22 protein-coding genes and 1 pseudogene are annotated in these 26113 nt (G+C 65.5%); 18 read left to right on the top strand and 5 right to left on the bottom strand.

From position 1 onward, the window contains the following. Window positions 1–228: 228 nt before the first annotated feature. The 7 genes and pseudogenes from N2K95_RS09030 (at window position 229) to holA (ending at window position 8100) form a co-directional block, all read left to right on the top strand. On the top strand, window positions 229–1524 hold the full coding sequence (locus N2K95_RS09030; protein ID WP_260651292.1) for a GmrSD restriction endonuclease domain-containing protein: 1296 nt from the start codon (window positions 229–231) through the stop codon (window positions 1522–1524). A 232-nt stretch (window positions 1525–1756) separates the two neighbouring features. Then, window positions 1757–2023 (top strand): annotated as a pseudogene (locus N2K95_RS16315) (hypothetical protein); the annotation flags it as partial. Window positions 2024–2785: 762 nt separating this feature from the next. Further along, window positions 2786–4975, top strand: coding sequence for a ComEC/Rec2 family competence protein (locus N2K95_RS09025; protein WP_260651291.1), 2190 nt, complete (start codon window positions 2786–2788; stop codon window positions 4973–4975). Window positions 4976–5116: 141 nt separating this feature from the next. Beyond that, window positions 5117–5521, top strand: a complete 405-nt coding sequence (locus tag N2K95_RS09020) for a hypothetical protein (protein WP_260651290.1) — start codon at window positions 5117–5119, stop codon at window positions 5519–5521. Between the two features lie 320 nt (window positions 5522–5841). Further along, a complete protein-coding gene (locus N2K95_RS09015; protein ID WP_260651289.1) occupies window positions 5842–6261 on the top strand; it encodes a hypothetical protein in 420 nt (139 codons plus the stop codon). Between the two features lie 212 nt (window positions 6262–6473). Continuing rightward, window positions 6474–6896 (top strand): hypothetical protein, encoded by a 423-nt coding sequence (locus N2K95_RS09010; RefSeq protein WP_260651288.1) that lies wholly within the window; start codon window positions 6474–6476, stop codon window positions 6894–6896. 178 nt (window positions 6897–7074) lie between these two features. Next, a complete protein-coding gene (gene holA / locus N2K95_RS09005) occupies window positions 7075–8100 on the top strand; it encodes a DNA polymerase III subunit delta (RefSeq protein WP_260651287.1) in 1026 nt (341 codons plus the stop codon). A 189-nt stretch (window positions 8101–8289) separates the two neighbouring features. On the opposite strand, the gene rpsT is transcribed toward holA, so the two are convergent. Both rpsT and N2K95_RS08995 read right to left on the bottom strand, forming a co-directional pair. After that, window positions 8290–8550, bottom strand: coding sequence for a 30S ribosomal protein S20 (gene rpsT / locus N2K95_RS09000; protein ID WP_146361896.1), 261 nt, complete (start codon window positions 8548–8550; stop codon window positions 8290–8292). Window positions 8551–8724: 174 nt separating this feature from the next. Beyond that, a complete protein-coding gene (locus N2K95_RS08995) occupies window positions 8725–9396 on the bottom strand; it encodes a type II toxin-antitoxin system PemK/MazF family toxin (protein ID WP_260651286.1) in 672 nt (223 codons plus the stop codon). Between the two features lie 176 nt (window positions 9397–9572). Here N2K95_RS08995 and lepA point away from each other — a divergent pair, with 176 nt between their 5' ends. After that, window positions 9573–11426: a translation elongation factor 4 gene (lepA, locus tag N2K95_RS08990; protein ID WP_260651285.1), complete on the top strand. Its 1854-nt coding sequence runs from the start codon at window positions 9573–9575 to the stop codon at window positions 11424–11426. Continuing rightward, the gene (gene hemW, locus N2K95_RS08985; protein ID WP_260651284.1) at window positions 11423–12655 is read left to right on the top strand and encodes a radical SAM family heme chaperone HemW; all 1233 of its coding nucleotides are present in this window, start codon (window positions 11423–11425) and stop codon (window positions 12653–12655) included. The genes lepA and hemW overlap by 4 nt, the downstream gene beginning before the upstream one ends. Window positions 12656–12745: 90 nt before the next feature. Here hemW and N2K95_RS08980 read toward each other — a convergent pair whose 3' ends face one another. Both N2K95_RS08980 and N2K95_RS08975 read right to left on the bottom strand, forming a co-directional pair. Beyond that, the gene (locus N2K95_RS08980; protein ID WP_255791963.1) at window positions 12746–13174 is read right to left on the bottom strand and encodes a DUF4870 domain-containing protein; all 429 of its coding nucleotides are present in this window, start codon (window positions 13172–13174) and stop codon (window positions 12746–12748) included. A gap of 117 nt (window positions 13175–13291) precedes the next feature. Beyond that, entirely contained in the window at window positions 13292–14140 is an 849-nt protein-coding gene (locus N2K95_RS08975; protein WP_260651283.1) for a DUF3097 domain-containing protein, read from the bottom strand. A 160-nt stretch (window positions 14141–14300) separates the two neighbouring features. Between N2K95_RS08975 and hrcA the strand changes: the two genes are divergently transcribed. From hrcA to N2K95_RS08960, 3 genes are all read left to right on the top strand, one after another. After that, window positions 14301–15314 (top strand): heat-inducible transcriptional repressor HrcA, encoded by a 1014-nt coding sequence (gene hrcA / locus N2K95_RS08970; RefSeq protein WP_255791967.1) that lies wholly within the window; start codon window positions 14301–14303, stop codon window positions 15312–15314. A 105-nt stretch (window positions 15315–15419) separates the two neighbouring features. Then, on the top strand, window positions 15420–16559 hold the full coding sequence (gene dnaJ, locus N2K95_RS08965) for a molecular chaperone DnaJ (protein ID WP_260651282.1): 1140 nt from the start codon (window positions 15420–15422) through the stop codon (window positions 16557–16559). 1 nt (window position 16560) lies between these two features. Further along, window positions 16561–17328 carry a 16S rRNA (uracil(1498)-N(3))-methyltransferase gene (locus N2K95_RS08960; RefSeq protein ID WP_260651281.1) on the top strand — a complete coding sequence of 256 codons (768 nt, stop codon included), beginning with the start codon at window positions 16561–16563 and terminating at the stop codon, window positions 17326–17328. Window positions 17329–17341: 13 nt separating this feature from the next. On the opposite strand, the gene N2K95_RS08955 is transcribed toward N2K95_RS08960, so the two are convergent. Next, on the bottom strand, window positions 17342–18316 hold the full coding sequence (locus tag N2K95_RS08955) for a GerMN domain-containing protein (RefSeq protein ID WP_260651280.1): 975 nt from the start codon (window positions 18314–18316) through the stop codon (window positions 17342–17344). Between the two features lie 414 nt (window positions 18317–18730). Here N2K95_RS08955 and N2K95_RS08950 point away from each other — a divergent pair, with 414 nt between their 5' ends. The 6 genes from N2K95_RS08950 to leuA all read left to right on the top strand — a co-directional run bounded on the left by N2K95_RS08950 (window position 18731) and on the right by leuA (window position 26051). Continuing rightward, window positions 18731–19798, top strand: coding sequence for a PhoH family protein (locus tag N2K95_RS08950; protein ID WP_260651279.1), 1068 nt, complete (start codon window positions 18731–18733; stop codon window positions 19796–19798). Next, window positions 19795–20271: an rRNA maturation RNase YbeY gene (gene ybeY, locus N2K95_RS08945; protein ID WP_255791975.1), complete on the top strand. Its 477-nt coding sequence runs from the start codon at window positions 19795–19797 to the stop codon at window positions 20269–20271. Before N2K95_RS08950 ends, ybeY begins: the two co-directional genes overlap by 4 nt. Window positions 20272–20291: 20 nt before the next feature. Continuing rightward, window positions 20292–21596 carry a hemolysin family protein gene (locus tag N2K95_RS08940; protein WP_407079949.1) on the top strand — a complete coding sequence of 435 codons (1305 nt, stop codon included), beginning with the start codon at window positions 20292–20294 and terminating at the stop codon, window positions 21594–21596. Next, window positions 21589–22518, top strand: a complete 930-nt coding sequence (gene era / locus N2K95_RS08935; RefSeq protein WP_255791979.1) for a GTPase Era — start codon at window positions 21589–21591, stop codon at window positions 22516–22518. The genes N2K95_RS08940 and era overlap by 8 nt, the downstream gene beginning before the upstream one ends. A 90-nt stretch (window positions 22519–22608) precedes the next feature. After that, window positions 22609–24132 (top strand): LCP family protein, encoded by a 1524-nt coding sequence (locus tag N2K95_RS08930; protein WP_260651278.1) that lies wholly within the window; start codon window positions 22609–22611, stop codon window positions 24130–24132. Between the two features lie 176 nt (window positions 24133–24308). Continuing rightward, the gene (leuA, locus tag N2K95_RS08925) at window positions 24309–26051 is read left to right on the top strand and encodes a 2-isopropylmalate synthase (protein ID WP_260651277.1); all 1743 of its coding nucleotides are present in this window, start codon (window positions 24309–24311) and stop codon (window positions 26049–26051) included. Window positions 26052–26113 lie beyond the last annotated feature (62 nt).

Below are 26113 nucleotides of genomic sequence, written 5' to 3'. Positions count from 1 at the left end.
GGTGCTGGGCTGGGCCTCGCGGGCCTCCTTCACGCAGCGCTGCCATACTCGAGGGCCGGGCCGGGCGGGGCTGGCGCACAGCCTCTCAGCAAGAAGAACTACTTTGAGAGCGCTATCGCAGCCAACTTGGACGAACTCCTGAGCGTGCTGTTCATGCCTGCCTCAACCGGCGATTGCCGCACTCGGCTTAACCTTTTTATGGGGAAGTAACCCATGGAAAGGAGACCTATGACCGACATCAAACCCACCCAAAAGCGGAAGCTCGGGTCGGTGACCATAGTTACCGGCTCCATCCTGGGACTCCTGGTTATAGCTGCAATGTTCCCCAGCGTCACCGCCGGTCTGGGACTGCTGGCTTTCTGCGGTTTGCTCACCGGTCTATACGTCCTCATTACCGGCCGGCGGTCCTGGGCCCGGCTCCCTGCTGGCCGGCGCGGTGGAGCCATAGCGGTGGCCGCATCGGTCGTCACGCTAATCGTGGCCAGCGCGCTGGCTCCCGCTTCTGAGCTTGACGCCCCTTCGCTGGCTTCTGATCCGGCACCGACATCATCGCCGTCGGCCTCGACATCTCCGACGGCGGCCCCTTCGTCCGAACCTGAGCCGACTCCTGTTACAGCGTCCGAACCGGAGCTTCAACCTGAAGCGGATGCACCGGCGCCTGAACCTGAGTCGACTCCTGTTACAGCGTCCGAACCGGAGCCTCAGCCTGAAGCGGCTGCACCGGCACCTGCAGCGGTCGGCACCGCCCTGGCCCAGCTGGACACCATCCCCATCAAGGGCAGGGCACCGAAGACCGGCTACGACCGGGACCAGTTCGGGCCCGCATGGAAGGACGTTGACCGCAATGGCTGCGACCAGCGCAATGACTTGCTCCTGCGCGACCTGGAATCCGTCAGCTTCAAGCCCGGTACGAATAACTGTGTTGTAACCTCCGGCACCCTGCTGGACCCGTTCACGGGATCGGTGATCAACTTCGTGCGCGGGGAAGGTACTTCCGACGCTGTCCAAATCGACCATGTGGTGGCGCTCTCCGACGCCTGGCAGAAGGGTGCCCAGCAGATGGGACAGGACCAGCGTGAAGCGTTCGCCAACGATCCGCTGAATCTACTGGCTGTGGACGGCTCCACGAACGGGGCCAAGGGTGACGGTGACGCTGCGACGTGGCTGCCGCCGAACAAGGGTTTCCGTTGTGAGTATGTGGCCCTGCAGACTGCGGTGAAAGCCAAGTATGGGCTGTGGATGACGCAGGCTGAGTCCGATGCGATCCGGAACATCCTCACGTCCACGTGCCCTGACCAGCCGGTTCCTGCCGACGGCGGTGTTATGGTCGCACCGGAACCCGCTCCGGCGGCTGAACCGCTCACCGTTGAAGCCCCTGCCCCCGCCCCGGCAGCACCGGCCAATGTCTACTATCCGAACTGCGATGCAGCGAAGGCTGCTGGTGCGGCCCCAATCCGGGCCGGCGACCCGGGGTGGCAATCCAAATTCGACCGTGACGGGGACGGGGTCGGCTGCGAGAACTGATTGTGGGAACAGCGAAGACCTGGACTACGATTCCGGCCTCCTACGGCATGCGGTCTGCTCGCCCAGGTAGGTGCGCAGGCTACAGCGCAAACAGGACGTGCGGCGGTGCTGCTTCGTTCCACCGTTTGTCTTGTCCTCAACAGCGCCGGGGCGGGCTACGGCTCGCTGTGGGTACAACCAGCTACGCGAACAACGGCGGAAACATGGCTGGCCGGGATCGTAGGTTTGCCCGATGGCACAACATCGTTTGGACAGCCCGGACGTCGACGTCCCGGATGAGTCGGAGCCGGCAGGCAGCCCTTCATCCGGGCTGAAGCGGAGGTGGGCCTTTCCCCTGCCCGCAGCGGTACTGGCGGTTTGCCTGTTCCCGGGCTGCGGGGCGGCGGTTGCTGTGCTTCGGGACCCAGATCCGGGGGCGCAGGCTAGCAGCGGTGCTTCGGACAGCGCCAACCTGAACACCACCGATTCCACCGAGCTTCAGACACTGCCGACGGTCGGGCCGGTTCTGGCCGAGCGGATGATTGCGTGGCGTACCGAGCATGGGGGTTCAGCCGGCCGGAGGATCTGGACGCCGTCCCCGGGATCGGCGAGGCCATGATGGTGGCGTTGCTCCCGTTGCTCCCGTTGGTCACGGTCTAGCGGACAGCGCATGTCCAGCGGGTCCGAAAGCGCATGGTCACGGTATGTGACCTCGGCACTGAATCCGGAAACCCGGCCAGGTGGTCCGCAGGGTGCCGGTTCGGAGGGTGTCGGTCCGACGGAATCGGAAAGGGGTGCGGAAGCGGAATCCGGCACGGCCGTCGGCAGACAGCGGGCAAAGCGTCTAGGAGTCAAGCTGCGGGAGGCCTGGAACAACCGCGAAACCGCTGCAGCAGACGCGCCGCTGCCGCTCCGTGAACTGCGGCTATTGCCGGCGGCAGCAACCGTATGGGCTGCCGCCTACGCCGTGGTCCGGCTCCCGCCTCCGGCTGGCTGGGCTTTGGCCGGCACGGCAGCTGTTCTGGCGGTCCTGTTGCTGCTGACGGCCTCGCGCGGGCGGATTCGGAAGGGGTCGGTAGTCGTCGCCAGCCCGGAAACGTCCCCGGGACCGCGCGCTAGCTGGGGAAAGCGCCCCATACAGCGGGGGACCGCAGCGGCCCTTCGAGGTGCCGCAGTCCCGATGGCGGCGGCGGCATTGGTATGCGCCGGCGCAGCGGCCAGCCTGTCTGTGCGCACGGCCGGCCCTCTCTCCGGTCTCATCGCCGAAGAGGCCGCTGTGACCGTGGAACTGCGTGCAGCATCAGATGCCCGCCCGGGGGCACCGGACCGGTTCACCGGCCGTCCGCGGTATCTCATCGATGCCGTCGCTGAATCCGGAACGGCAGCCGGGCAGCGGTTCGGGACGTCGGCGACCCTCCTGGTGATCGGCGGGGAGGACTACGCGCCCGTCAGACTGGGGGACCGGTTTACCAGCGCCGGATCCCTGCAGCCGCTTCCTGCAGGGGACCGTAACCTGGGCCTGCTCCGGGCAGCTGCTCCACCGGAGGTCACACCTGCCGGTGGATGGTACGCCGCAACGGCAGCGCTCCGGAGCACCTTTGTCCGGGTAGCCGAAGAACACGGTGCAGCCGTAGACGGTCTGCTCCCCGGCATGGTGCTGGGCGACAGGGGAGGCCTGGACCCCGGGCTGGAGCAGGCCATGAAGGATACGGGGCTGACCCACCTGACGGCTGTTTCCGGTGCTAACTGCAGCTACCTGCTGGCCTTCATCTTCCTTTCTGCGCGGGCACTTCGGATGCCGCAGGCGCCTGCGGTGCTGCTGGCACTGGCCGGACTTGCCGCGTTTGTGCTCCTCGTCCGGCCGGATCCCAGTGTGCTGCGCGCAGCCGTCATGGGCGGGCTGGGAACCCTCGCCGTGCTCTCCGGGCGGGGACGCCTTTCCGCCGCACTGCTCTTCCTGTCGATCACGGTCCTGTTGTGTGTGGATCCGTGGCTGTGTGGAAGTTACGCGTTCATTCTGTCGGTCTGCGCGACCCTTGGCCTGGTCGTGTTGGGGCCGCATCTGGTCCGGGTGCTGTCCTATCGCCTGCCCCGCTGGCTCGCGGCAGCCCTGGCCATTCCCGTGGCTGCACAGCTGTTCTGCGGCCCGGTGCTGGTGCTCCTGCAGCCGCAGTTGCCGGTGTATTCCGTTCCGGCGAATCTGGCGGCCGCCCCCGTAGTTCCGGCAGTGACCGTGGCCGGAATGCTTGCCGTCGCGCTGATCGGGTTCGCTCCGGTATTGGCAGTGCCGCCGCTCCTTACCGCGGCTGCGGGAGCCTGGTGGGTGGCAGGGACGGCTCGATTCTTTGAATCCGTTCCGGGAGCACTGGCAGCGTGGCCGGAGGGCACCCCGGGTGTGTTGCTGATGGCAGCAGGGGCGGCGGCAGCAACTGCCGGAATTCTCTATCTCTCGCTGCGCGGCACCGGCGGCATGCCCGGTCCCGGTGGCCGGCGGAGGCAGGTGAACCAGCAGTATCCGGAGTCCCCGCGGAACCCGCGGAATCAACCACTTCCTCCGCGGGCCGGGTTCCGGGGTTCCCGCCGCACCCGTACGGCGGCCGCTGGAGCCGCTCTGCTGGCCTTTCCGGGGGCTGCCGTCCTCACTACGCGTGCTCTGCAGGAAGATCCCGGGCAGGTTCAGGAGTGGGTGCTGGCAGCCTGCGACGTCGGGCAGGGCGACGGGTTTGCCATCCGTGCCGGCCCGGACAGCGCCGTCGTAATAGACGCCGGCGGGGAGCCGGAGCCCATGGACGCCTGTCTGGATCGGTTGGGTGTGCGGACCGTGGAACTCCTCGTGTTCACGCATGCCCATCTGGACCATTACGGCGGTGCGGCGGGAGTTCTGTCGGGCCGTTCCGTGCTGCAGATCGGCTACTCGACGGCCGGACCCGGGCTGCCGCGCGAGCTGACTGCAGTGCTGGACGGTTCCGGGGCGCCCCGCACAAGACTGGCGAACGGGATGGCAGGAACCTCCGGCAGCGTGCAGTGGGAAGTCCTCTGGCCGCCGGCCTCGGACGGTTCGCTGCCCGCGGCCGGGGACGAGGAGGAGAACAACGCCAGTGCCGTCCTGCTGGTGACCGTTGCCACACCGGAACCGGGGGAGGAACCGCTGCGGATACTGTTGACCGGCGATGCCGAGGAGGACACCGCGGCCCGGATCCTCGCATCCCATCCGGAGCTGCGGGCAGGCGTGGATGTACTGAAGGTTCCCCACCACGGGGCACGCAACGGCGGTGACAGTTGGATCCGGACCCTGCGGCCTTCCCTGGCCCTGATCTCGGTCGGCGCAGACAATGACTACGGCCATCCGGCGCCGCAGATCCTGAGCAGCCTTGAGGCTGCGGGATCGGCTGTTGCCCGGACGGACCTGTACGGAACGGTGCTGCTATTCCACCAAGGCAACACCCTTGCCGTCCGGAGCCTGCCGCCCTGATCGGTTGTGCAGCCGGGCCTTGGCCTTCCACCCATGTCGCCGGGCCGAAATGCCTGCTTACCCTCGCCTTTCACCTTTCAGGGGAGGCAGCGGTTTCGTCGAAAAGGTGGTTCATCCTGCTGCACTTCCATCCGGAGGAACATGAACCTGGACGTCCTGCGGGAGCGGAGCAACACGGGAGCGAACGACGTCATGCTCAAACGGCAAAATACTTACCAATATCTCTTCTTCCTCAGATTCGGAAAAATGGGTTTTCCTGATGTGCCGTTGGTTTGGCAATGCGTTCTACGTGTCGCTGATAGTCAACAAACCCAACAAAACAGGCGTGCCAGTCCTCTCGTGGACCTGAGCGGTGGGCGTCTATGCAAACCATTGGTATTTCGTCACCGTATGGATGTGATATCAGCACTGGGTAAGGCAAACGCAAAACCTGTTGAGTTTTGTGTTCCAATTGCGGACAATCTCACCAGGGTATTTTCACTACGGGTTGCTTCACGTGGTGACACCGCTGCAGGCCACAAACGACCGGGCGTTGTTAAATATTGAGATTGTCGAAATCGTTTTCCGTAGCCGGGTGGCCAATAGACGCGGGGCACTTTGGGTAACCATAATTCGTTTACACAATACAAGTACGGTAGGTCTAATCGTGGATCCTGGCTGCCTGATATAGCACCAATCGAGGACCACTCTCTCATCACCAGCGACAGCACAGACAACAGCAGAGCGCTTGAGGACATCCTCCGAGAGGGAAGGGAATGATTCGAGTACGAAGCTCTGCCGCAGTTGTTGTTTTGCTGTTTAGCCTCGCCGGCTGCGCAGGCGAGGAAGTGCCGACATCTACGAGTTCAACGGAAGGAGAAACACCCGTGGCGACAGAGTTGACGTGGCAGGAAGCAAAGGCCCGGACGCAGGCTATGGAACTGGAAATCGCCCATTCCCTTCCCGGAAGTAAAGTGGCCAAGGTCGATCAGCTGCCGACCGGTGTCTTGATCGATTGCAGCGATACCTTGGTGAATTGGCACGGGGCGACGACTGTGACTTTGACTGAGGGGACAGAGCCTGAGCCTCTAGTCAGGGCGTTCGAAGCGAAGTACCGGGACACTCGATTCAACATCGAAACGCGTACCGCTCCGGCGGGACATTACGAAGTCGGGTTGGTATCACCGGACACCGCAGAAATCTACCTCATCGCACCGGGATTCGAGCCTTACACGATCCGTATTGCGTCTAGTTCTGATTGCTTCCCCTGGGTCGATGACGGCAATTATAAGCGTGGGAAGTTCTAAGGTTCCCTATGCGGCGGTACTGGCTAAGACAACCGCGAACGACAGCCGGGACCAATATGAAAGCGCTTCGCGACCTGCTCCTAGTGGTAACGCAATGATTCCAGTACGACGTAGCGCCGCAGTTTTCGGGCTGATTCCAGGCCTCACTGGGTGCGCCGACGATTCGTCGGTGGCGCCGACATCTGCGAGTTCAACGGAAAGGGGAAACACCCGTGGCGACAGAGTTGACGTGGCAGGAAGCCAAGGCCCGGACGCAGGCTATGGAACTGGAAATCGCCCATTCCATTCCCGAAGACAAAGTGGCCAAGGTCGATCAGCTGCCGACCGGTGTCTTGATCGATTGCAGCGATACCTTGGTGACTTGGAACGGGGCAACCACTGTCACTTTGACAGAGGGGACAGAGCCGGAGCCGCTCGTCAGGGAGTTCGAAGAGAAATACCGGAACAGCCGGTTCACCATCAAAATCCGTGATCCCGCTCCTGCGGGAGACTATGAAGTACAGCTGCGATCTCCGGATATCGCTGAAATATACATCGTCGGAGAGGGAACGAAGCCCGACACCATCCTTATCACTTCGAGTTCCGACTGCTTCATCTGGGTCGATGACGGCAAGTATAAGCGTGGGAAATTCTAAGCTCCCCTTCCGGGAGCGAGCTGGTTGGAGGTCAACACGTCCAGCGGGAAAATTGGCCGGACCGGGCGGGCGTGGCAATCTTGGAGGGGACCTGTCCGTCGTACGGACGGTTCCATTCCGCCCAACCCGCCAGGCCCGTCCGCACCGGGCCGCCCGCACCACTCCAGGAGCACCAGCTGTGAATCCGGCCGTCCCATCCAAGCGCAGCTCAGGCAGCAAAACCTCCTCCCGCACTGTGTCCTGGCGCGATGTGGAGCCGGCACCGTTCATCCTGCTGGCCGGCCCCGAAGACTACTTGGCCTCCCGGGCACGGGACCGGCTGCGCAGCCTGCTGCGGGAAAAGCAGCCGGACACCGAACTCGTGCAGTTCGACGCCGCCACCTATGCTTCCGGGGAACTTATGCTGCAGTCGAGTCCCTCGTTGTTCGGTGAAGCCAAACTCATTGAAGCAGTGAACCTGGCGTCGATGAATGAGGACTTCCTCACCGAAACCCTCACCTACCTGAAGGACCCCTCACCGGACGCCGTCCTGGTGCTGCATCACTCCGGCGGCAACCGCGGCAAGAAGCTGCTGGACGCGGTGAAGGCCGCAGGCGCTCCGGTGGTGGAGTGCCAGCCGTTCAAGAAGGACGCCGAGAAGCTGGACTTCGTTACTTCGGAGTTCCGCTCCGCCCGCCGCCGGATTGACCCGGCCGCGGCCCGGGCGCTGGTGAACGCCGTCGGCTCCAGCCTCTCCGAACTGGCCGCCTCCTGCCAGCAGCTGATCAGCGACTCGACCGGTGAAGTCACCGAGGAGCTGGTGGAGCGGTACTACGGCGGACGGGTGGAGGCCACCGCCTTCAAGGTGGCTGATGCGGCCCTGGCAGGCCGTGCCGCGCAGGCCCTGTCCATGCTCCGTCACGCGCTGGACACGGGAGTGGATCCGGTCCCGCTGGTTGCCGCCCTGGCCATGAAGGTCCGCTCTGTGGCACGGGTGGCCAATCTGCGGGGATCCTCCGCGTCCATGGCCAGGGACCTGTCCATGGCGCCGTGGCAGGTGGACCAGGCGCGGAGGGATGCCCAGCGGTTCTCTTCCGAGTCCCTGATTGAAGCCGTCCAGGCCCTCGCCGAAGCGGATGCCCAGGTCAAGGGCGGTGGCCGGGACCCCGTCTATGCCGTGGAGCGTGCCGTGACAGTCATTGCCCTGGCCGCGTCGGGACGCTAGGAGCACCCTGCCTGCCCATGCGGGCCGGGTACAGCCGGCCCGCAGCTTTGCCCGCCCTTCCGGCCCGCCCTTCCGGCCCGCCCTTCCGGCCCCGCCGCCGGAACCACCCGCAGGCTGCAGGTACAAACAAAGCACGGCCGGTCCCGAAGGACCGGCCGTGCCTGGTAAGTCTGTAATGCTGGCTGCTGGTTAGAGCGCGCTGACCTTCTTGGAGATGGCCGACTTGCGGTTGGCAGCGTTGTTCTTGTGGATAACGCCCTTGCTGACGGCCTTGTCCAGCTTGCGGCTGGCGGTCTTCAGCGCTTCGGCTGCTGCGTCCTTGTCGCTGGCCTTGACTGCGGCATCAACCTTGCTGATGACGGTCTTCAGCTCGGACTTCACCGAGTTGTTGCGCTGACGCGCCTTCTCGTTGGTGAGGATGCGCTTCTTCTGGGACTTAATATTGGCCACTTATAAACTCTCTTTGTATTGCGGACTTGGTCGGTGAGGGTATTTCAGCCCAGACATTGACTGAGCGGCGTGGGGATACCGTAATGGCGCCTGAACCAAAGTGCCCGTCGACCTGCGCGGACACACAGCAATAAATGTTAGCAGAGTTTGGGCTCCGGTAACGAAAGCGCCGGTTCAGCGCGCCGAACGCATCACGGCCAGCCGCCGGGCAACTGTCTGGAAAACGTTCTTATCCATGATCGCACCTTCCCGGCGCACGCTGCCCGGTTCCAGCAGGAGCACGCGGTCCAGCTTCACCTCGCTGGGACGCCCCTTGCTGTCCCACGGGCCGGTGCCCACGTCGAGGTACCGCGGGTCGGAACCGCTGCGGTTGTTCCGGTCCCGGCTGGTCATCATCAGTCCCAGCAACAGGTCGCCGCTGCGCCCGATCAGCAGGACGGGACGGTCCTTGCCCTGGCTGGCGTCATCCTCGTACGGCACCCAGGCCCACACCACCTCGCCGGGGTCCGGGTCGCCGTCGGGCTGCGGAGCGTAAACCGGGGTGACGGGACCGAAGTAGTCGCCGGCGTAACCCGTCCCCGACGGGGACGATGACGACGGCGCGGTCCGGGCGGTCGACGTCGGCGACGGCCGGGCGGCTGGAGTCCGCGGGGGAGCAGTCGGTGTGCGCGGGGGAGCGGCCGGGGTCCGGGGCGAGGGCGACGGCGTCCGGCCCGGAGCCTGCGTGCGTGGACGGTTTCGGCGTTGGCGGCTGTCTTCGGCAGGCCCGGCAGAGGAGGACGCCTGGCGCAGCAGGCTGAGAGCCGATCGAGCAAGGGAGGCAAAGGCACGGGCGTTAAAAGGCATGGCACTACGTTATGCTCCCGGCGCCCGGAACCTAAGGCGGGTCCGGTTCCTGTTGAGGCAGGCAAACGTGGGAGACTGTTAATTCGACAGAACTCCCACTAGAACCGCCAGGACTAAGGACACCCGCGCACCGCGCCGCGTCCGGCTCGTCCCGGAACAGTAAAGGAACCGCCACAGTGTCACCCATGGCCCGCTTCTCGCCGGTGCCTGCCGCGACGGATCCGGCGATCATCAGAAACTTCTGCATCATCGCCCACATCGACCACGGCAAGTCCACCCTGGCCGACCGCATGCTCCAGTCCACCGGAGTGGTTGAGCACCGGAACATGAAGGCCCAGTACCTGGACCGGATGGATATCGAGCGCGAACGCGGCATCACCATCAAGTCCCAGGCCGTGCGCATGCCGTGGGAGCTCGACGGCGAGTCCTACGCCCTGAACATGATCGACACCCCGGGCCACGTGGACTTCACTTATGAAGTCTCCCGGTCGCTGGCTGCGTGTGAAGGCGCCGTGCTGCTGGTGGACGCTGCCCAGGGCATCGAGGCGCAGACCCTGGCGAACCTGTACCTGGCGATGGAAAACGATCTGACGATCATTCCGGTCCTGAACAAGATCGACCTCCCGGCAGCGCAGCCGGAGAAGTACGCCGAGGAACTGGCGAAGCTGATCGGCGGCGATCCTGCGGACGTACTGCGCGTCTCCGGCAAGACCGGTGTTGGCGTCGAAGCCCTGCTGGACCAGATTGTCCGTGAAATCCCGGCACCGCAGGGCGACCCCAACGCCCCCGCCCGGGCCATGATCTTCGACTCCGTGTATGACACCTACCGCGGCGTCGTCACCTATGTCCGCGTGATCGACGGTTCGCTGTCCCCGCGCGAACGCATCCAGATGATGTCCACCCGAGCCAGCCACGAACTCCTGGAAATCGGTGTCAGCTCCCCGGAACCCACCCCGTCCAAGGGGCTGGGCGTCGGCGAGGTGGGTTACCTCATCACCGGCGTGAAGGACGTGCGCCTGTCCAAGGTGGGCGACACCGTCACCAACCTGGCCAAGCCGGCCGAGAAGTCCCTCGAGGGCTACGCCGATCCCAAACCCATGGTGTTCTCCGGGCTGTACCCCATCGACGGCGCCGACTACCCGGTGCTGCGCGAAGCGCTGGAAAAACTGATGCTCAACGATGCCGCGCTGGTGTACGAACCCGAGACGTCCGCGGCGCTGGGCTTCGGCTTCCGGGTGGGCTTCCTGGGCCTGCTGCACCTGGAAATCACCCGTGAGCGGCTCGAGCGCGAGTACAACCTGGACCTGATCTCCACCGCACCCAACGTGGAGTACGAGGTGACGCTGGAGGACAAGAAGGTGGTCACGGTGACCAACCCCAGCGAGTACCCCGAAGGCAAGATCAAAGAGGTCCGCGAGCCGATGGTCTCGGCCACGATCCTGGCACCGAACGAATTTGTCGGCGCCATCATGGAACTGTGCCAGTCCCGCCGCGGCGTCCTGGGCGGCATGGACTATCTCTCAGAGGACCGGGTGGAAATCCGGTACCGCCTGCCGCTGGCCGAGATCGTTTTCGACTTCTTCGACATCCTCAAGTCCAAGACCCGCGGCTACGCCTCGCTGGACTGGAAGGCCGACGGCGAACAGGTCGCCGACCTGGTCAAGGTGGACATCCTGCTCCAGGGCGAGCAGGTGGACGCCTTCAGCTCCATCACGCACAAGGACAAGGCCTACGCCTACGGCGTTATGATGACCGGCAAGCTGCGTGAGCTGATCCCGCGGCAGCAGTTCGAGGTGCCCATCCAGGCAGCCATCGGCTCCCGCATCATTGCCCGCGAATCCATTCGCGCTATCCGCAAGGACGTGCTGGCCAAGTGCTACGGCGGCGACATCAGCCGTAAGCGCAAGCTGCTGGAAAAGCAGAAGGAAGGCAAGAAGCGCATGAAGATGGTGGGCCGCGTGGAAGTTCCGCAGGAAGCCTTCGTAGCCGCGCTTTCCTCTGACGAATCCAAGGACAAATCCAAGAAGTGACACCCAGTGCACTGCCCCTCGGAGACCCGGCACCCGCCGACGGACTCCTGCCAGCACAGGCCGCAGACGGCGCAGCCGAACGGAATTTCGGGCTTTACGTCCATATCCCGTTCTGCGCGGTCCGCTGCGGCTACTGCGATTTCAATACGTACACCGCCACCGAACTCGGCGGCGGCGCCTCGCAGGACGCCTACGGCGGCACGGCTGCGCGTGAAGTCGTCTTCGCAGCCGACGCGCTGCGGCGCTCGGGCCTGCCGGAACGCCGCATGGGTACCGTCTTCTTCGGCGGCGGCACCCCCACGCTGCTCCCGGCGGAGGACCTGGCGCTGATCCTGCGCACCGCCGTGGACCAGTGGGGCCTGGCGCCCGGCGCGGAGGTCACCACCGAAGCGAATCCGGACTCGGTCACGCCGCAGTCCCTGCAGCTGCTGGCCGACGCCGGCTTCACCCGCGTCTCCTTCGGCATGCAGTCGGCAGTTCCGCACGTGCTGGCGGTGCTGGACCGCACGCACACGCCGTCGCGCGTTCCGCAGGCCGTGCAGTGGGCGCGCGACGCCGGCCTGCACGTCAGCGTGGACCTCATCTACGGGACACCCGGCGAGTCCATGGCCGACTGGAAACGTTCGCTTGAAGAAGCTCTGAGCTACGAACCGGACCACATCTCCGCGTACGCGCTCATCATCGAGGAAGGCACCAAGCTTGCCGCCCGGATGCGGCGCGGGGAGGTGCCGCCCATCGACGACGACGACCACGCCGACAAGTACGTGCTGGCCGACGAGATGATGAGCGCAGCCGGGCTGAACTGGTACGAGGTCAGCAACTGGGCGCGCACCCCGGACGACCAGTGCCGGCACAACCTCGCCTACTGGCGCAGCGATGACTGGTGGGGCATCGGCCCCGGAGCCCATTCGCATGCGGGCGGTGTGCGCTGGTGGAACGCCAAGCATCCGACTGCCTATGCCCAGCGGATCGCGGCCGGGGAGTCGCCCGCCGTCGGACGGGAAACCCTCGACGCGGATACCCGGTACGTGGAAGACGTTATGCTGCGGACCCGGCTGGCCGAGGGCCTGGCCCTGGACCGGCTGCGCGAACCCGGACGGCTCGCTGTCGCCGGGCTGATGGCGGACGGGCTCGTGGATCCGCGGGCGGCCCTGACCGGCAAGGTTATCCTCAAGCCCACCGGCCGGCTGCTGGCCGACGCCGTGGTCCGCCGGCTGCTGCCGGACTAGGTTCTGCGGCCGGGCTAAGGTCCGTGCCGGGGAGCCCGGCGGCTTGAGCAGCCGGGGCCCGGTCCGTGCCGGGGTGCCCGCCCTGCGGCGCTACTGGATGCGGCGCAGGTTCAGCGGGTAGCGGTACGGCCGTCCGCGGTTGCACTCGATGCCCGCGATCACGGAGGACACGGCAACGTAGACCCAGATCATGGCATTGAGCACGGCAAAGAAGCCGCCGATCTCGGGAATGAAGGACAGCGCCCAGACCGTCAGGGCAGCAATGCTGGGCGGAAGCGTGAAGTTCAGGGCTTCCTTGGATTCCTGGGCAGTGAACGGACCGCGGTCGCGGAACACCAGGTAAATGATCAGTGACGGAACAAAAGCAAGGATGCCGCCGAAGTGCGCCAGCGTTGCCCACTGCCGGTCTTCTGAGGCCGTCAGCGGCAGCGCGTTGGCGGGAGCCCCCTGATAGACCGGACGCTGCGCACCGCCCCGCTCTTCAGGCCGGGGCTGGTGGTTCTGGCGTGTGTTGGACACGGCGTTTATTCCTTTTGGTTCATGCTGACACAGGGTCGGTCCGCTACTACGTATTCCTCAAGCGTACTGGTTCGGACACTTCATCACGGAAAGGCCACAGGCGGTGCGGCGTATGTCTCACCCGGGAACGGTCAGGAAATCGATGACTTCCTCCACCCGTCCCAGCAGCGACGGTTCCAGATCCGCGTAGCTGTTCACCTGCCCCAGAAGCTTCTTCCAGCCCATGGCGACGTCGGTGTGGTCGCGGTGCGGCCAGCCCAGCCCCTGCAGGATTCCGGTTTTCCAGTCGAGGTGCCGGGGAACCACGGGCCAGGCGCTGCGTCCGATCACGGACGGCTTGATCGCCTGCCAGACATCGACGTACGGGTGCCCGACAATCAGCACGTTGCCCGGCGCACCCGGAGAGGTCATGGCCTCGGCGGCTATCCGGGATTCCTTGGACCCCGGGACCAGATGGTCCACCAGGATCCCCAGCCGGCGGCCCGGCCCCGGCGCGAACTCCCGGACCGCTGAGTACAGATCGTCGACGCCGTGGAGGGGCTCGACGACGATTCCCTCCACCCGCAGGTCATCGCCCCACACCTTTTCCACCAGCTCGGCGTCGTGCTTGCCTTCCACCCAGATGCGGCTGGCGCGGGCGGTGCGGGCACGCTGGTTGGCGACGCGGACGGAGCCCGACGCCGTGCGGGTCGGACCCGTCTTCGGTGCGGCCGCCGCTGCGGGAACCACTTCCACCGGCTCGCCCTCGAGCAGGAAGCCGAAGCCGAGCTCGAAGGATTTCTTTTTTCCGCGCCGGTCCTCCAGCACCATCAGGTGCAGCCCGCCGGATTTCTCCACGCGGACCACAGCACCCACCCAGCCCGTGGCAACGTCCTCCAGGACCAGGCCGGTTTCAGCGCCGACTTTGCGCAGGGCGGTCCGGGCCGGTGCGGTGATGTCCTGCGGACCCCAGGAAAAGCTGGACACGAAGTTGCCTCACTTACGGTTCTGATCGGGCGGAAACCGCAGCAGGCCACGGGTTCCTCAATGCTAGCAACGCTGCTGATCCGTACTAGACTTAGCACTTGAACATTGCGAGTGCTAAACGTCCGGCGCTCCGCCCGCCGATCAACAGGGAGGGAAAACCATGAGTGAGCCACGCCGACTCGAGGTCCTCCGCGCCATTGTTGAGGACTACGTCCATTCGCGCGAGCCCGTGGGGTCCAAGGCGCTCGTGGAACGCCACCATCTGGGCGTTTCCTCCGCAACCATCCGCAATGACATGGCCGCCCTGGAGGAAGAAGGGCTGATTACCGCCCCGCATACCTCCGCCGGGCGGATCCCCACGGACAAGGGCTACCGCCTGTTCGTTGACCGGATCTCCGACGTCAAGCCCCTCTCGGCACCGGAGCGCCGTGCCATCTCCTCCCTGCTGGAGGAAGCGGATGACCTTGACGACGTGATGGACCGGACTGTCCGGCTGCTGTCCCAGCTGACCAATCAGGTAGCCGTTGTGCAGTATCCGCACCTGGGCAATGCCAAGGTCCGGCACATTGAATTTGTCCTCCTGGCGCCGGCGCAGGTGCTGGTGGTCCTGATCTCGACCACGGGCCGGGTGGAGCAGCGGGTGATGACCGTCCCGCAGCCCGTCACCGAGCCGGATCTGATGGATCTGCGCCAGCACTTCCTGTCCGTGCTGTCGGGCACGCCGCTGAGCAGCATCACCAGCCAGCTGGCCAATGCACTGACCACTGTCCCGGTAGAGCGGCGCCGCGTGGGCAACGCCCTGGGCCACTGCCTGGAGCAGCTGGCGGGCATCAACCGCGAGGACCGCCTGGTGATGGCCGGCACCGCCAATCTGGCCCGCTCCACGGTAGACTTCCCGCTGACCATCGGTCCGGTGCTTGAAGCACTTGAAGAGCAGGTGGTGATGCTGCGGCTGCTGTCCGAAATGGAACAGGATGCCCGCGGGGTTGCCGTCCGGATCGGACGGGAGAATCCGCACGGGGGATTGTCCGAAGCGTCGGTGGTGGCCACGGGCTACGGTCCCGATGCCACGGCGAAAGTCGGCATCCTCGGTCCCACCCGGATGGACTATCCCACCACCATGGCAGCAGTGCGTGCCGTGGCCAGGTACCTGTCCCGAATACTGAACAACTAGTCTGGTCCGCGCAGTTACGGGCCGCCCCTGCCGGGCAACCGGCGGGAATCCAAACTCCGCCTTCAAACGCTGAAGGCACGCAATACAGGAAAGCGATGTGCACGAGTGAGCGATCACTACCAGGTTCTGGGTGTCGGACGAGACGCCACCGGTGAAGAAATCAAGAAGGCGTACCGGAAGCTTGCCCGCAAGCTGCACCCCGACGTTAACAACGCTCCAGGTGCCTCCGATGAATTCAAAGCCGTAACGCATGCCTACGAGGTGCTTTCCGATCCGGAAAAGCGGCGGATCTACGACACCACGGGCAACGAGAACGGCAACGACAACGGCTTCGGCGGCGGCGGTTTCGGCGCCCAGGGCTTCGGCTTCCAGGACATCTTCGACACGTTCTTCGGCGGAGCTCCGCAGGGCGGCGGACGCGGCCCGGCTTCCCGCAGCCGCCGGGGCCAGGACGCGCTGATCAACGTCCGGATCGACCTCAAGGACGCCGTCTTCGGCACCAACAAGAAGATCGACGTCGACACCGCCGTCGTCTGCCCCACCTGTGACGGTTCCTGCTGCCAGCCCGGCACCTCGCCGCGCACCTGCGACATCTGCCACGGCACCGGCCAGGTCCAGCGGGCCGTCCGCTCCATCCTGGGCCAGGTCATGACCTCGGCACCCTGCGGAACCTGCAACGGCTTCGGCACCGTGATCCCCGATCCGTGCCACGAGTGCTCCGGCGAAGGCCGTGTCCGCAACCGCCGCACCCTGACCATCAAGATTCCGGCCGGCGTCGCGACCGGTACCCGGATCCAGCTCGGCGGGCAGGGCGAAGCCGGCCTGGCAGGCGGACCCGCCGGTGACCTGTACGTGGAGATCCGCGTCAACAGCGACCCGACGTTCCTGCGCGACGGCGACGATCTGCACGCCACGCTCACGGTTCCCATGACCGCCGCCGCGCTCGGCACGACCGTCACCCTGGAGACCTTCGACGGCGAACGCGAGATCACCGTCAAACCGGGCACACAGTCCGGCGAGGTCTCCGTCCTCAATGACCTGGGCGTCACCCACCTGCGCGGCCACGGCCGCGGCGACCTGCGCGTGCACCTGCATGTGGAGACCCCGCAGAAGCTGGACTCCGAGCAGGAAGAACTGCTCCGCAGGCTGGCCAAGCTGCGCGGCGAGGAATACAGCGAGGGACGGCTCAACAGCTCCGGAACCGGCGTGTTTGCCAAGCTGCGGGACCGTCTGGGCAACCTCTGAGATGACCAACCCGATTTTCTTCGGTGACCCGGCGCAGGTTGCTGCCGCCGGGCCCGGAGAGCTTTTCCGCCTCGAGGGCCCGGAAGCCCGGCACGCCGTGTCCGTGAAGCGCCTCGCCGTCGGCGAGAGCGTTGACGTGGTCGACGGCGCCGGGCGCCGGCTCACCGGAACCGTAACCGAAACCGGTGCATCGGTCCTCGAGCTGCGGGTGGAAAACGTCCTGGATGAACCGGCACCCTCCGAACGGTTTTTCCTGGTGCAGGCACTGGCCAAGGGGGACCGGGACGAGCAGGCCGTCGAGGCAGCCACCGAGCTGGGAGTGGACGCCGTCATCCCGTGGCAGTCCGACCGCAGCATTGTCCGCTGGCGTGCGGAGAAGGCCGCCAAGGGACAGGCAAAATGGCAGGCGCTGACCTCGTCCGCAGCCAAGCAGTCCCGCCGCTCCCGCATCCCCGTGGTGGAGCCGGCACTGGACAGCCGCGCGCTGCCGTCCCGGTTATCGGACCTGGACCTGGTCCTGGTCCTGCACGAGGAAGCCGACATGCCGCTGGCGGAGGCGCTGGGGGAGCTGGGTACGCGCAGCCCGGCAGCCGGTGCCGCATCCATTGGCGTGGTGGTGGGCCCCGAAGGCGGCATCAGCCCCGCGGAACTCGAGGCGCTGCGCAGCGCCGGAGCCGTGGCTGTCCGGCTGGGACCGCATGTTCTGCGTTCCTCAACCGCTGGTCCCTCGGCGCTGGCAGTACTGAACCAGCTGCTGGGCCGCTGGTAGCAGGCAGGGCCGGCTACTGGTCCCGGGTCCGGGCGGAATCGGTCACCGTGATGCGTTTGGAGTCCCCGGCCGTTTCCTGCCCGCTGTAATAGACGCGGAGACTGTATTCCCCCGGGGCAAGCGCAGTGGTGAAGCTGAACTCGGCGGTTTCGCCGTGGGCCTCTTCCAGTTCCACCGTGCCGGAAGCAGCAGCGGCGGCGGTGGACGGCCTGCCGTCCACTATGGGTTCGGCCCGCCAGTTCAGTCCCGCGGACTGCGCCACCGCCGTGCCGCTGACCAGGACATCGGTGCCCCGCACCTGCGACTCCTGCGGATCGATGACCCAGATCGGCGCGACGAGGGCGGGATCCCGGCTCAAGGGCTCCTCCAAGGGGACATGGCCGAACGCCCGGTAGCCTTCCTTGCCGTCGACCAGGATCACCACGCTGCTTGCCTGCCCAACAGTGGTCAAACGCGCGTTGGCGGCTGCGGCTGTGGCGGTATACACCAGCTGCTGCACCGCACGGTCGGCCATGCCCGAGTCCAGGGACCCCTTGAACGCATCCGATGAAATGTCGACGGTAATGACGTTCTTGCTGGAAATCGAAGCCGTCACGCTCTCCGCCGCGTGCCAGGGGGTGAAATAGTCCTGGTCCAGCGGTTCGTCTGCGGTCATCGCGCGGACGGCTTCGCCGATGGGGTCGCCGGTGTTCTCCGCGGGAAGGAATTCGCGGTACAGACTGACCGTTGAGTCGTTTCGTCCCAGCCAGTACACGGGCATGAGGGCTGCGGCGGAACTCGCTTCCGCCGGCGGGGAAATGGTCATGGGGGCCGGGCCGATGCTTGCACCGGCCTCAAGGGATGAGGGCATGGTGATGGTGGGATTTTCGGCCACAACGCCGCATCCACCCAGTGCCAGTGCGGCCGCGGCCAGCAGCGAACCGGCGAGGAAAGGCCGGGGGAGGAGTCCCCGGAGGCAGGACGGTCCATGGTTGGTTCCGGCGTCCATCGATCCTCCTTAGGGTCAACTGCGAAAAGGTACGTCTTCCACCTTTGCACACGCTTCCGGGCCGATCCGTGCTCCGGACGGGGTTCCGCCCGGACTGAAACACGATTGAGACATCACCGTTGCTGGGCCGAGATAAAACCGATGCCGCTCCGCCCGCCGGGGAGTGCATCCAGTAAGATTTAGGTAACGGACGGACGTGCCCGCTCAACGTGTGATCGCTGAACGTGATCGCTGAACGCGGCCACTGGACACAGCCGGGACAGCGCAGCGGGGACGACAGGGAAATAATCATTCCTGCCGGGGCGTTTGACCCAGCGGGACCGGACCGCGGACCCAAAACATGCTTTACCACCAGGCTTCACCACGAAAACAGACTCTATAAGGGGCGATGAAAGGCCTGAAAAGGCCGTCTATATGACCGAATCTTCAATGGAAATCGGCACCATACGGCTGGATAACCAGACCATAGTCTTTGACTCCACGGAACACATGGTCCAGTCGCTGGGTGCCAATGATGAGGCACTCAGAATCATTGAGACGGCCAATCCCGAAGTAAGCCTGATGGTGCGCGGAAACGAACTGTCGGTTTCCGGCCCGGCTGCCGAAGTGGAACAGACCGTGCGCCTGGTCAATGAGGTCCGCGTCCTGGCACGCAACTCCACCCGGGTGACACCGCAGGTCCTTGAGCAGCTGATCAGCATGCTCAAGGAACAGAGCACGCACCGCCCGTCGGATGTCCTCACCCAGAACATCCTGTCCACCCGCGGCAAGACCATTCGCCCCAAGACCCTGAACCAGAAGAACTACGTGGATGCGATTGACCGCAACACCGTTGTCTTCGGCATCGGTCCGGCCGGCACCGGCAAGACGTACCTGGCCATGGCCAAGGCGGTCCAGGCGCTGCAGCAGAAAGAGGTCAACCGGATCATCCTCACGCGTCCCGCCGTGGAGGCGGGGGAGCGGCTCGGATTCCTTCCCGGCACGCTGAGCGACAAGATCGACCCGTACCTGCGTCCGCTCTACGACGCCCTTCACGACATGATGGACCCGGAGTCCATTCCGCGCCTGATGGCCGCGGGCACCATCGAGGTAGCCCCGCTGGCCTACATGCGCGGCCGGACCCTCAACGATGCCTTCATCATCCTCGACGAGGCCCAGAACACCACGCCCGAGCAGATGAAGATGTTCCTGACCCGCCTCGGCTTCGGCTCGAAGATGGTGGTCACCGGCGACGTCACCCAGGTGGACCTTCCGGGCGGCACCGCGTCCGGCCTGCGGATAGTCCACGACATCCTGGGCGGGATTGACGACGTCGCCTTCTCCGAACTGCAGGCAGTGGACGTTGTGCGCCACCGCCTGGTCAGTGACATCGTCACCGCCTACAGCGAATGGGACGAGGTCCGCCGCAGCAGCGCCGTGCGGAACGACGGCGCCCGAAACGGAAACCGCTCCGGCGGGCACAGCAGGGAGGCCCGCTCATGAGCGTCGAAGTAAACAACGAATCCAGTGCACCGGATGTCGACGAAGAGGAACTGGCCCGGCTGGGCCGGTACCTGCTGGACAGCCTCTACGTGCACCCGGAGGCAGACCTGTCCATCATCCTGGTGGACGAGGACGCCATCGAGAAGCTGCACATCGAGTGGATGGACCTGCCCGGCCCCACGGATGTGCTGTCCTTTCCGATGGACGAACTGCGTCCCGGCACCGCCGGACGCATCACGCCCGCCGGAGTGCTCGGCGACATTGTGCTCTGCCCGCAGGTCGCCGCACGCCAGGCCCGCGATGCCGGGCACGGCACGGATGAGGAGCTGCTGCTCCTGACCACCCACGGCGTCCTGCACCTGCTGGGCTACGACCACGCCGAGCCCGAAGAGGAGAAGGAAATGTTCGGACTCCAGCGCCGCCTTCTTTCCGCCTACCTGGGTAAACAGGCACCCAAGGAGACCCGAAGTTGAGTATTGGCGTCCTCATCGTCATGGCCATGGCTTTCATGGTCCTGGCGGGCCTGCTCACCGCCGCGGAGTCCGCTTACGGCTACCTGCCCCGGCAGGACGCCGAAGCGCTGCTCCACGGCAAGGCAGGAGCCCCGCTGCGCCGCATCCTGGCGCATCCGGTTGCACACATGCACGCGCTGCGGTTCTGGCGCGTGTGGTTTGAAATGTCCATGGCCGTGTCCGTGGCGACCCTGTTCCAGCTGCTGCTGGACAACATCTGGCTGGCCGGCCTGCTCGCCACGGTGACCATGGCTGCGGTCGGCTTCGTCCTCGTGGGGGTCTCCCCGAGGCAGATCGGGCGCAAGCACGTCACCGCCGTCGTCGTCCTCACGGCCGGACTGGTCCGCGTGCTGCGGACCGTCCTGGGGCCGATCCCCGGCTGGCTCGTCCGCCTCGGCACCGCCGTCGCCCCCGGCACGCAGGGACCCGACGCCGCGTTCTTTACGGAAGAGGAATTCCGGGAACTGCTGGACCGTGCCTCCGACGCGGACATGATCGAGGACACCGAGGCGGAACTGATCCACTCCGTCTTTGAACTCGGCGACACCAAGGTCCGCTCCGTCATGGTCCCGCGCACCGACATGGTGTGCATCGAAGCCGGCAGCACACTGCGCCAGGCCATGTCACTCTTCCTCCGCTCGGGCTATTCCCGCGTCCCGGTGATCGAGGACAGTGCGGACCACCTGGTGGGCATCCTCTACCTGAAGGACGTCGCCGCGCAGATTCACAGCGACCCGGAGCGCGCCTCCGTGCAGAAGGTCGAGGATTACGCCCGCGGCGTCCGCTACGTCCCCGAATCCAAGGCGGTGAGCGAGCTGCTGCAGGAGCTGCAGCGCGAGTCCACCCATGTGGCGATCGTCATTGACGAATACGGCGGAACAGCCGGCCTGGTGACGCTGGAGGACCTGATCGAGGAAATCGTCGGAGAAATTGTCGATGAGTACGATTCGGAGCGTCCCGAGATCGAAGGCCTCGGCGACGGCCGCTACCGGGTCAGCTCCAAGACCGGCATCGACGACCTCGGTGAGCTGTTCGACGTCGAACTGGAGGATGATGAAGTGGACACGGTGGGCGGCCTCCTGGCCAAGGCCCTGGGCCGCGTCCCCATCGTCGGCAGTGAAGTAGTGGTCGAAGGCATCGCCCTGCACGCCGAACGGCTCGAGGGACGGCGCAACCGCGTCTCCCACGTGCTGGCCTGGAAGACCGAAAAAGAAGAATTCAGCGACGAGGGCAGAAACACTTCCCCGCGCACCCGCTCTACAGAATTGGTACCCCGTAATGACTGAACCGCAGTTCCGCGCAGGCTTCGTTTCCCTGGTGGGCCGGCCCAACGCCGGCAAGTCCACCCTGACCAACGCCCTGGTCGGTTCCAAGGTGGCCATCACCTCCGCCAAGCCGCAGACGACGCGGCACACCATCCGCGGCATCGTCCACCGCGAGGATTCCCAGCTGATCCTCGTGGATACCCCGGGCCTGCACCGCCCGCGCACCCTGCTGGGGCAGCGGCTGAACGACCTGGTCGCGGACACCCTGGCCGAGGTGGACGCGATTGGCTTCTGCCTGCCCGCGAACGAAGCCGTGGGCCCCGGTGACCGCTACATCGCGGCTCAGCTCGCCGCCCTGAAGCGGACCCCCGTCATCGCATTGGTCACAAAAACCGACCTCGTGGACCGCGCCGCCCTGGCCAAGCAGTTGATGTCTGTCACTGCGCTGGGCAACGATGTGCTGGGCGAGGAGGGCTGGGCCGACGTCGTTCCGGTATCGGCTGCGGACGGATTCCAGGTGGATACCGTGTCGGACGTCCTGGTCAGCCACATGCCCGCCTCCCCGCCCCTGTACCCGGACGGCGAACTGACCGACGAGCCGGAAGCGGTGATGGTTGCGGAGCTGGTCCGCGAAGCAGCCCTGGAGGGCGTCCGCGACGAGCTGCCCCACTCCCTGGCCGTGGTGGTGGAGGAAATCGTGCCCCGCGAGGGCCGCAGCGAAGAAAATCCGCTCCTGGACGTCCGGGTCAACCTGTACGTGGAGCGCTCCTCGCAGAAGGCTATTATTATTGGCCGCGGCGGGTCCCGGCTGCGCGATGTTGGAACCACCGCACGGCGCGGCATCGAGGCGCTGCTGGGCACCAAGGTGTACCTCGACCTGCACGTAAAGATCGCGAAGGACTGGCAGCGGGATCCCAAGCAGCTCGTCAAGCTCGGGTTCTAGTCCGGCGGGGTCCGCTCCCGGATCCACAGGAGCTGCCCGTACACTGTGAAACATTCGTTTGAGCTTTTTGATTCGTGAAGGGGACCGGCCATGTCATCTCGCCGTGCCGCAACGGGCGGCGGCCCCTTGGAAAAACCGACTGCCGGTCCGGGTTCAACCGAACCCGGCGGCAGGCACCTCTCCAGCGGGGCTTCCTCCGGCCACCCGCTGCTGAAGGGCATCGCCGCCGTCCTTGCCCTGGTGCTCGTGGGCGGCGTGGTTTTCGGCGCCGTCCAGCTGCTGCGGCTCCGGGGCAACTTCGAGACCCAGCCCCTGAACCTCGGCTCCGACGACACTCCGGTGGAGCAGGTGGACGTCAACACGGATCCGCTGCAGATCCTGGTCCTGGGCACTGACCAGCGCGACGGCCAGGACTCGAACAACTCCGACGTGATGATGCTGGTGAATCTCTCTGCGGACCGCTCAAACGTCACCGTGACCAGCTTCCCCCGCGACCTGCTGGTCCCGCTGCCGGCATGCAAGGATCCCGAAACCGGCACGGTCTATGACGCCATGGACCTGGGCCAGCTCAACGGCGCGCTGGGCAACGGCGGCCCCGGCTGCACCGTTGCTGCCATAAATAACGTCACCGGCCTGTCGATCGACCACTTTATGATGGCCGACTTCGATGCCGTGAAGGAACTGTCCAATACCCTCGGCGGCGTGGAGGTCTGCGTCAACCAGCCCGTGAACGATCCGCTGTCCGGCCTGAATATCCCCGCCGGGGTCAGCAGCGTCAAGGGCGACCAGGCCCTCGCGTTCCTGCGGACCCGGCACGGCTTCGGCAATGGCGGCGACGAAGGCCGCATCCGGGCCCAGCAAAGCTTCCTCGCCTCCATGGTCCGCAAGGTCAAGGACGAAGGAACGCTGAACAACCTGCCCAAGCTGTATTCGATTGCCGAGACCGTCACGAAGAACCTGACGGTGGACGACGAGCTCGCGAACATTCCTGACCTGGTGTCCCTGGCCACCCGGCTGAAGGACGTTGACCTGGGCAACGTCGCTTTCGTCACCGTTCCGGTGATGCCCTACGAATATGACCCCAACCGGCTGGTGCTCGACGAAGCCAAGGCCCAGCCGCTGTTTGATGCGCTGGTCTCGGATCAGGGCATCACCTCGGCCGCAACGCCTTCCGCGGAGCCCTCGGCTTCCGCCGCAGCCGGAACTCCGGCGGCTCCGGAGCCCGAGGAGCCTGCCGCTCCCGCCGTCGACCCCGCCGCTGTTCCGGTGACCCTGGTCAACGCATCTGGCACCGCCGGCCGGGATGCCAAGGTCCTGGCCTACCTGAAGTCCAAGGGCTTCGTCCAGGCCCTTGCCGGCGGAGCCGCTCCCGCCGAGAGCCCCGCCACGCAGATTTTCTTCGGCTACGGCTATGAAGAGATGGCCCTGGAAGTCGCCCGGACACTGAACATCCCGGATGTGCAGGTAGTGCTCAGCGCTGCCTCCACGGGAGTGTCCGTGGAGATCGGCGAGGACTTCGCCAGCGGTTCCACCATGGGGGACCTGGGGGATCTGGGCGACCTCGACGGACAGACCGCAGCCCAGGTTACGTGCCAGTCGGCATTTGGGAACTAGCACTTCAGAAACCTGGACGGCTGCGTGTTAGTCTGATCACGTGCACGCAGAGATCCTTCTCCTTAGCTGCCGCGGCGAGGCCACACAAGCACCTGCTTAGGCCGCCCCTCGCTGCGGAGTCTGTGTTGCCCGGCCACCATTTCTGATGATCGACTAGAAAAGGCCACACCAACACTATGCGTAACGCACAGCAGCCCTCAGGCATGCCGATCTCCAAGTACGTCCCCTTCCACGAACAGATTGCCGTCGATCTGCCGGACCGGACATGGCCCGGCAAGGTCCTGACGAAGGCGCCGCGGTGGTGTGCGGTGGACCTCCGCGACGGCAACCAGGCGCTGATCGACCCCATGACGCCCGAACGCAAGCACAAGATGTTCGACCTGCTGGTGAAGATGGGGTTCAAGGAAATCGAAGTCGGCTTCCCGTCCGCCTCCCAGCTGGACTTCGACTTTGTCCGCCAGCTCATCGAGGGGGACCGGATCCCCGATGACGTCACCATCCAGGTCCTGACCCAGTCCCGGGAGCACCTGATAGAGCGCACCTACGAATCCCTTGAGGGCGCGGACCGGGCGATTGTCCACCTCTACAACTCGACGTCCGTGCTGCAGCGGCGCGTTGTGTTCAACACGGACCGGGACGGCATCGTGGACATCGCCCTCGCCGGTGCACGCCTGTGTAAGAAGTACGAGGAGCAGCTGCGCGGCGTCGACGTCACGTACGAGTACTCGCCCGAGTCCTACACCGGCACGGAACTGGATTTCGCACTGCGCATCTCCGACTCCGTCGCGGAGGTCCTGGAAGCATCCCCGGACCGGCAGATGATCCTGAACCTTCCGGCGACGGTGGAAATGACCACCCCGAACGTCTACGCGGATTCGATCGAGTGGATGCACCGCAATATTGCCAACCGCGAATCGGTCATTCTCTCGCTGCATCCGCACAATGACCGGGGCACCGGCGTTGCGGCTGCGGAACTGGGGTACCTGGCCGGCGCAGACCGCATTGAGGGCTGCCTGTTCGGCAACGGGGAACGGACCGGCAACGTGGATCTGGTGACGCTGGGCATGAACCTGTTCAGCCACGGCATTGATCCGCAGCTGGACTTCTCCGACATGGACGAAATCCGCCGCACCGTGGAGTACTGCAACCAGCTCCCCGTGCCCGAGCGGTCACCCTACGGCGGCGACCTCGTCTTCACGGCCTTCTCCGGCTCCCACCAGGACGCCATCAAGAAGGGCTTTGAAGCCATGGAGAAGGATGCTGCCGCCGAGGGTAAAACCGTGGATGACCTGCAGTGGGGCGTGCCGTACCTGCCGATCGACCCGAAGGACATTGGCCGCAGCTACGAAGCGGTTATCCGGGTGAACTCCCAGTCCGGCAAGGGCGGGGTGGCCTACCTGCTCAAGAACGAGCACAACCTGGACCTGCCGCGCCGTGCGCAGATCGAATTCTCCGGAGTCATCCAGCGGCGCACGGACACCGCCGGCGGCGAGATCACCGGAGCGGAACTCTGGAAGGTGTTCCAGGACGAGTACCTGCCGTACACGCCGGAGTCCGACGGCGCCGCGTGGGGACACTATGAACTGGCGTCCGTGAACGCCGACAGTGCAGCGGACGGCCGCTTCAACCTGACCGCAACCCTGGGCGTTGGCGGCGTGAAGCAGCGCCGGGTGGCCAGCGGAACCGGCCCCATTGCAGCACTGCTGGCAATCCTGGAACAGGACGGCATCGACGTCCGGCTGCTGGACTACACCGAACATGCCCTGTCCGCCAGCGGCAACGCGCACGCTGCGGCGTACGTTGAACTTGCCGTGGGGGAGCGGGTGCTGTGGGGCGTGGGCATCGATCCCAACACCACCATGTCCGCGCTGAAGGCAGTGGTCTCGGCCGTGAACCGCGCCATCCGGGACCAGCCCTAGCGACGCCGGGGGCACGCCGCGGGGCACGCCGGACGGCAGCGGTCCGCCGGACGTGCCCCGGC

Origin of the sequence: Arthrobacter zhaoxinii, assembly GCF_025244925.1 — a bacterium.
Lineage (GTDB): Bacteria > Actinomycetota > Actinomycetes > Actinomycetales > Micrococcaceae > Arthrobacter_B > Arthrobacter_B zhaoxinii.
The sequence above is the reverse complement of the archived record's forward strand: the minus strand, read 5'-3'. Positions and strand labels throughout refer to the sequence as shown.

What these genes read in the sequence shown, in the direction of transcription:
- N2K95_RS09030 (WP_260651292.1), top strand. Translation starts at nt 229, where the DNA reads ATGACCGACATCAAACCCACCCAAAAGCGGAAGCTCGGGTCGGTGACC.
- N2K95_RS09020 (WP_260651290.1), top strand. Translation starts at nt 5,117, where the DNA reads ATGAACCTGGACGTCCTGCGGGAGCGGAGCAACACGGGAGCGAACGAC.
- N2K95_RS08995 (WP_260651286.1), bottom strand. Translation starts at nt 9,396, where the DNA reads ATGCCTTTTAACGCCCGTGCCTTTGCCTCCCTTGCTCGATCGGCTCTC.
- hrcA (WP_255791967.1), top strand. Translation starts at nt 14,301, where the DNA reads ATGAGTGAGCCACGCCGACTCGAGGTCCTCCGCGCCATTGTTGAGGAC.
- N2K95_RS08960 (WP_260651281.1), top strand. Translation starts at nt 16,561, where the DNA reads ATGACCAACCCGATTTTCTTCGGTGACCCGGCGCAGGTTGCTGCCGCC.
- N2K95_RS08955 (WP_260651280.1), bottom strand. Translation starts at nt 18,316, where the DNA reads ATGGACGCCGGAACCAACCATGGACCGTCCTGCCTCCGGGGACTCCTC.
- N2K95_RS08950 (WP_260651279.1), top strand. Translation starts at nt 18,731, where the DNA reads ATGACCGAATCTTCAATGGAAATCGGCACCATACGGCTGGATAACCAG.
- ybeY (WP_255791975.1), top strand. Translation starts at nt 19,795, where the DNA reads ATGAGCGTCGAAGTAAACAACGAATCCAGTGCACCGGATGTCGACGAA.
- N2K95_RS08940 (WP_407079949.1), top strand. Translation starts at nt 20,292, where the DNA reads ATGGCCATGGCTTTCATGGTCCTGGCGGGCCTGCTCACCGCCGCGGAG.
- era (WP_255791979.1), top strand. Translation starts at nt 21,589, where the DNA reads ATGACTGAACCGCAGTTCCGCGCAGGCTTCGTTTCCCTGGTGGGCCGG.
- N2K95_RS08930 (WP_260651278.1), top strand. Translation starts at nt 22,609, where the DNA reads ATGTCATCTCGCCGTGCCGCAACGGGCGGCGGCCCCTTGGAAAAACCG.
- leuA (WP_260651277.1), top strand. Translation starts at nt 24,309, where the DNA reads ATGCGTAACGCACAGCAGCCCTCAGGCATGCCGATCTCCAAGTACGTC.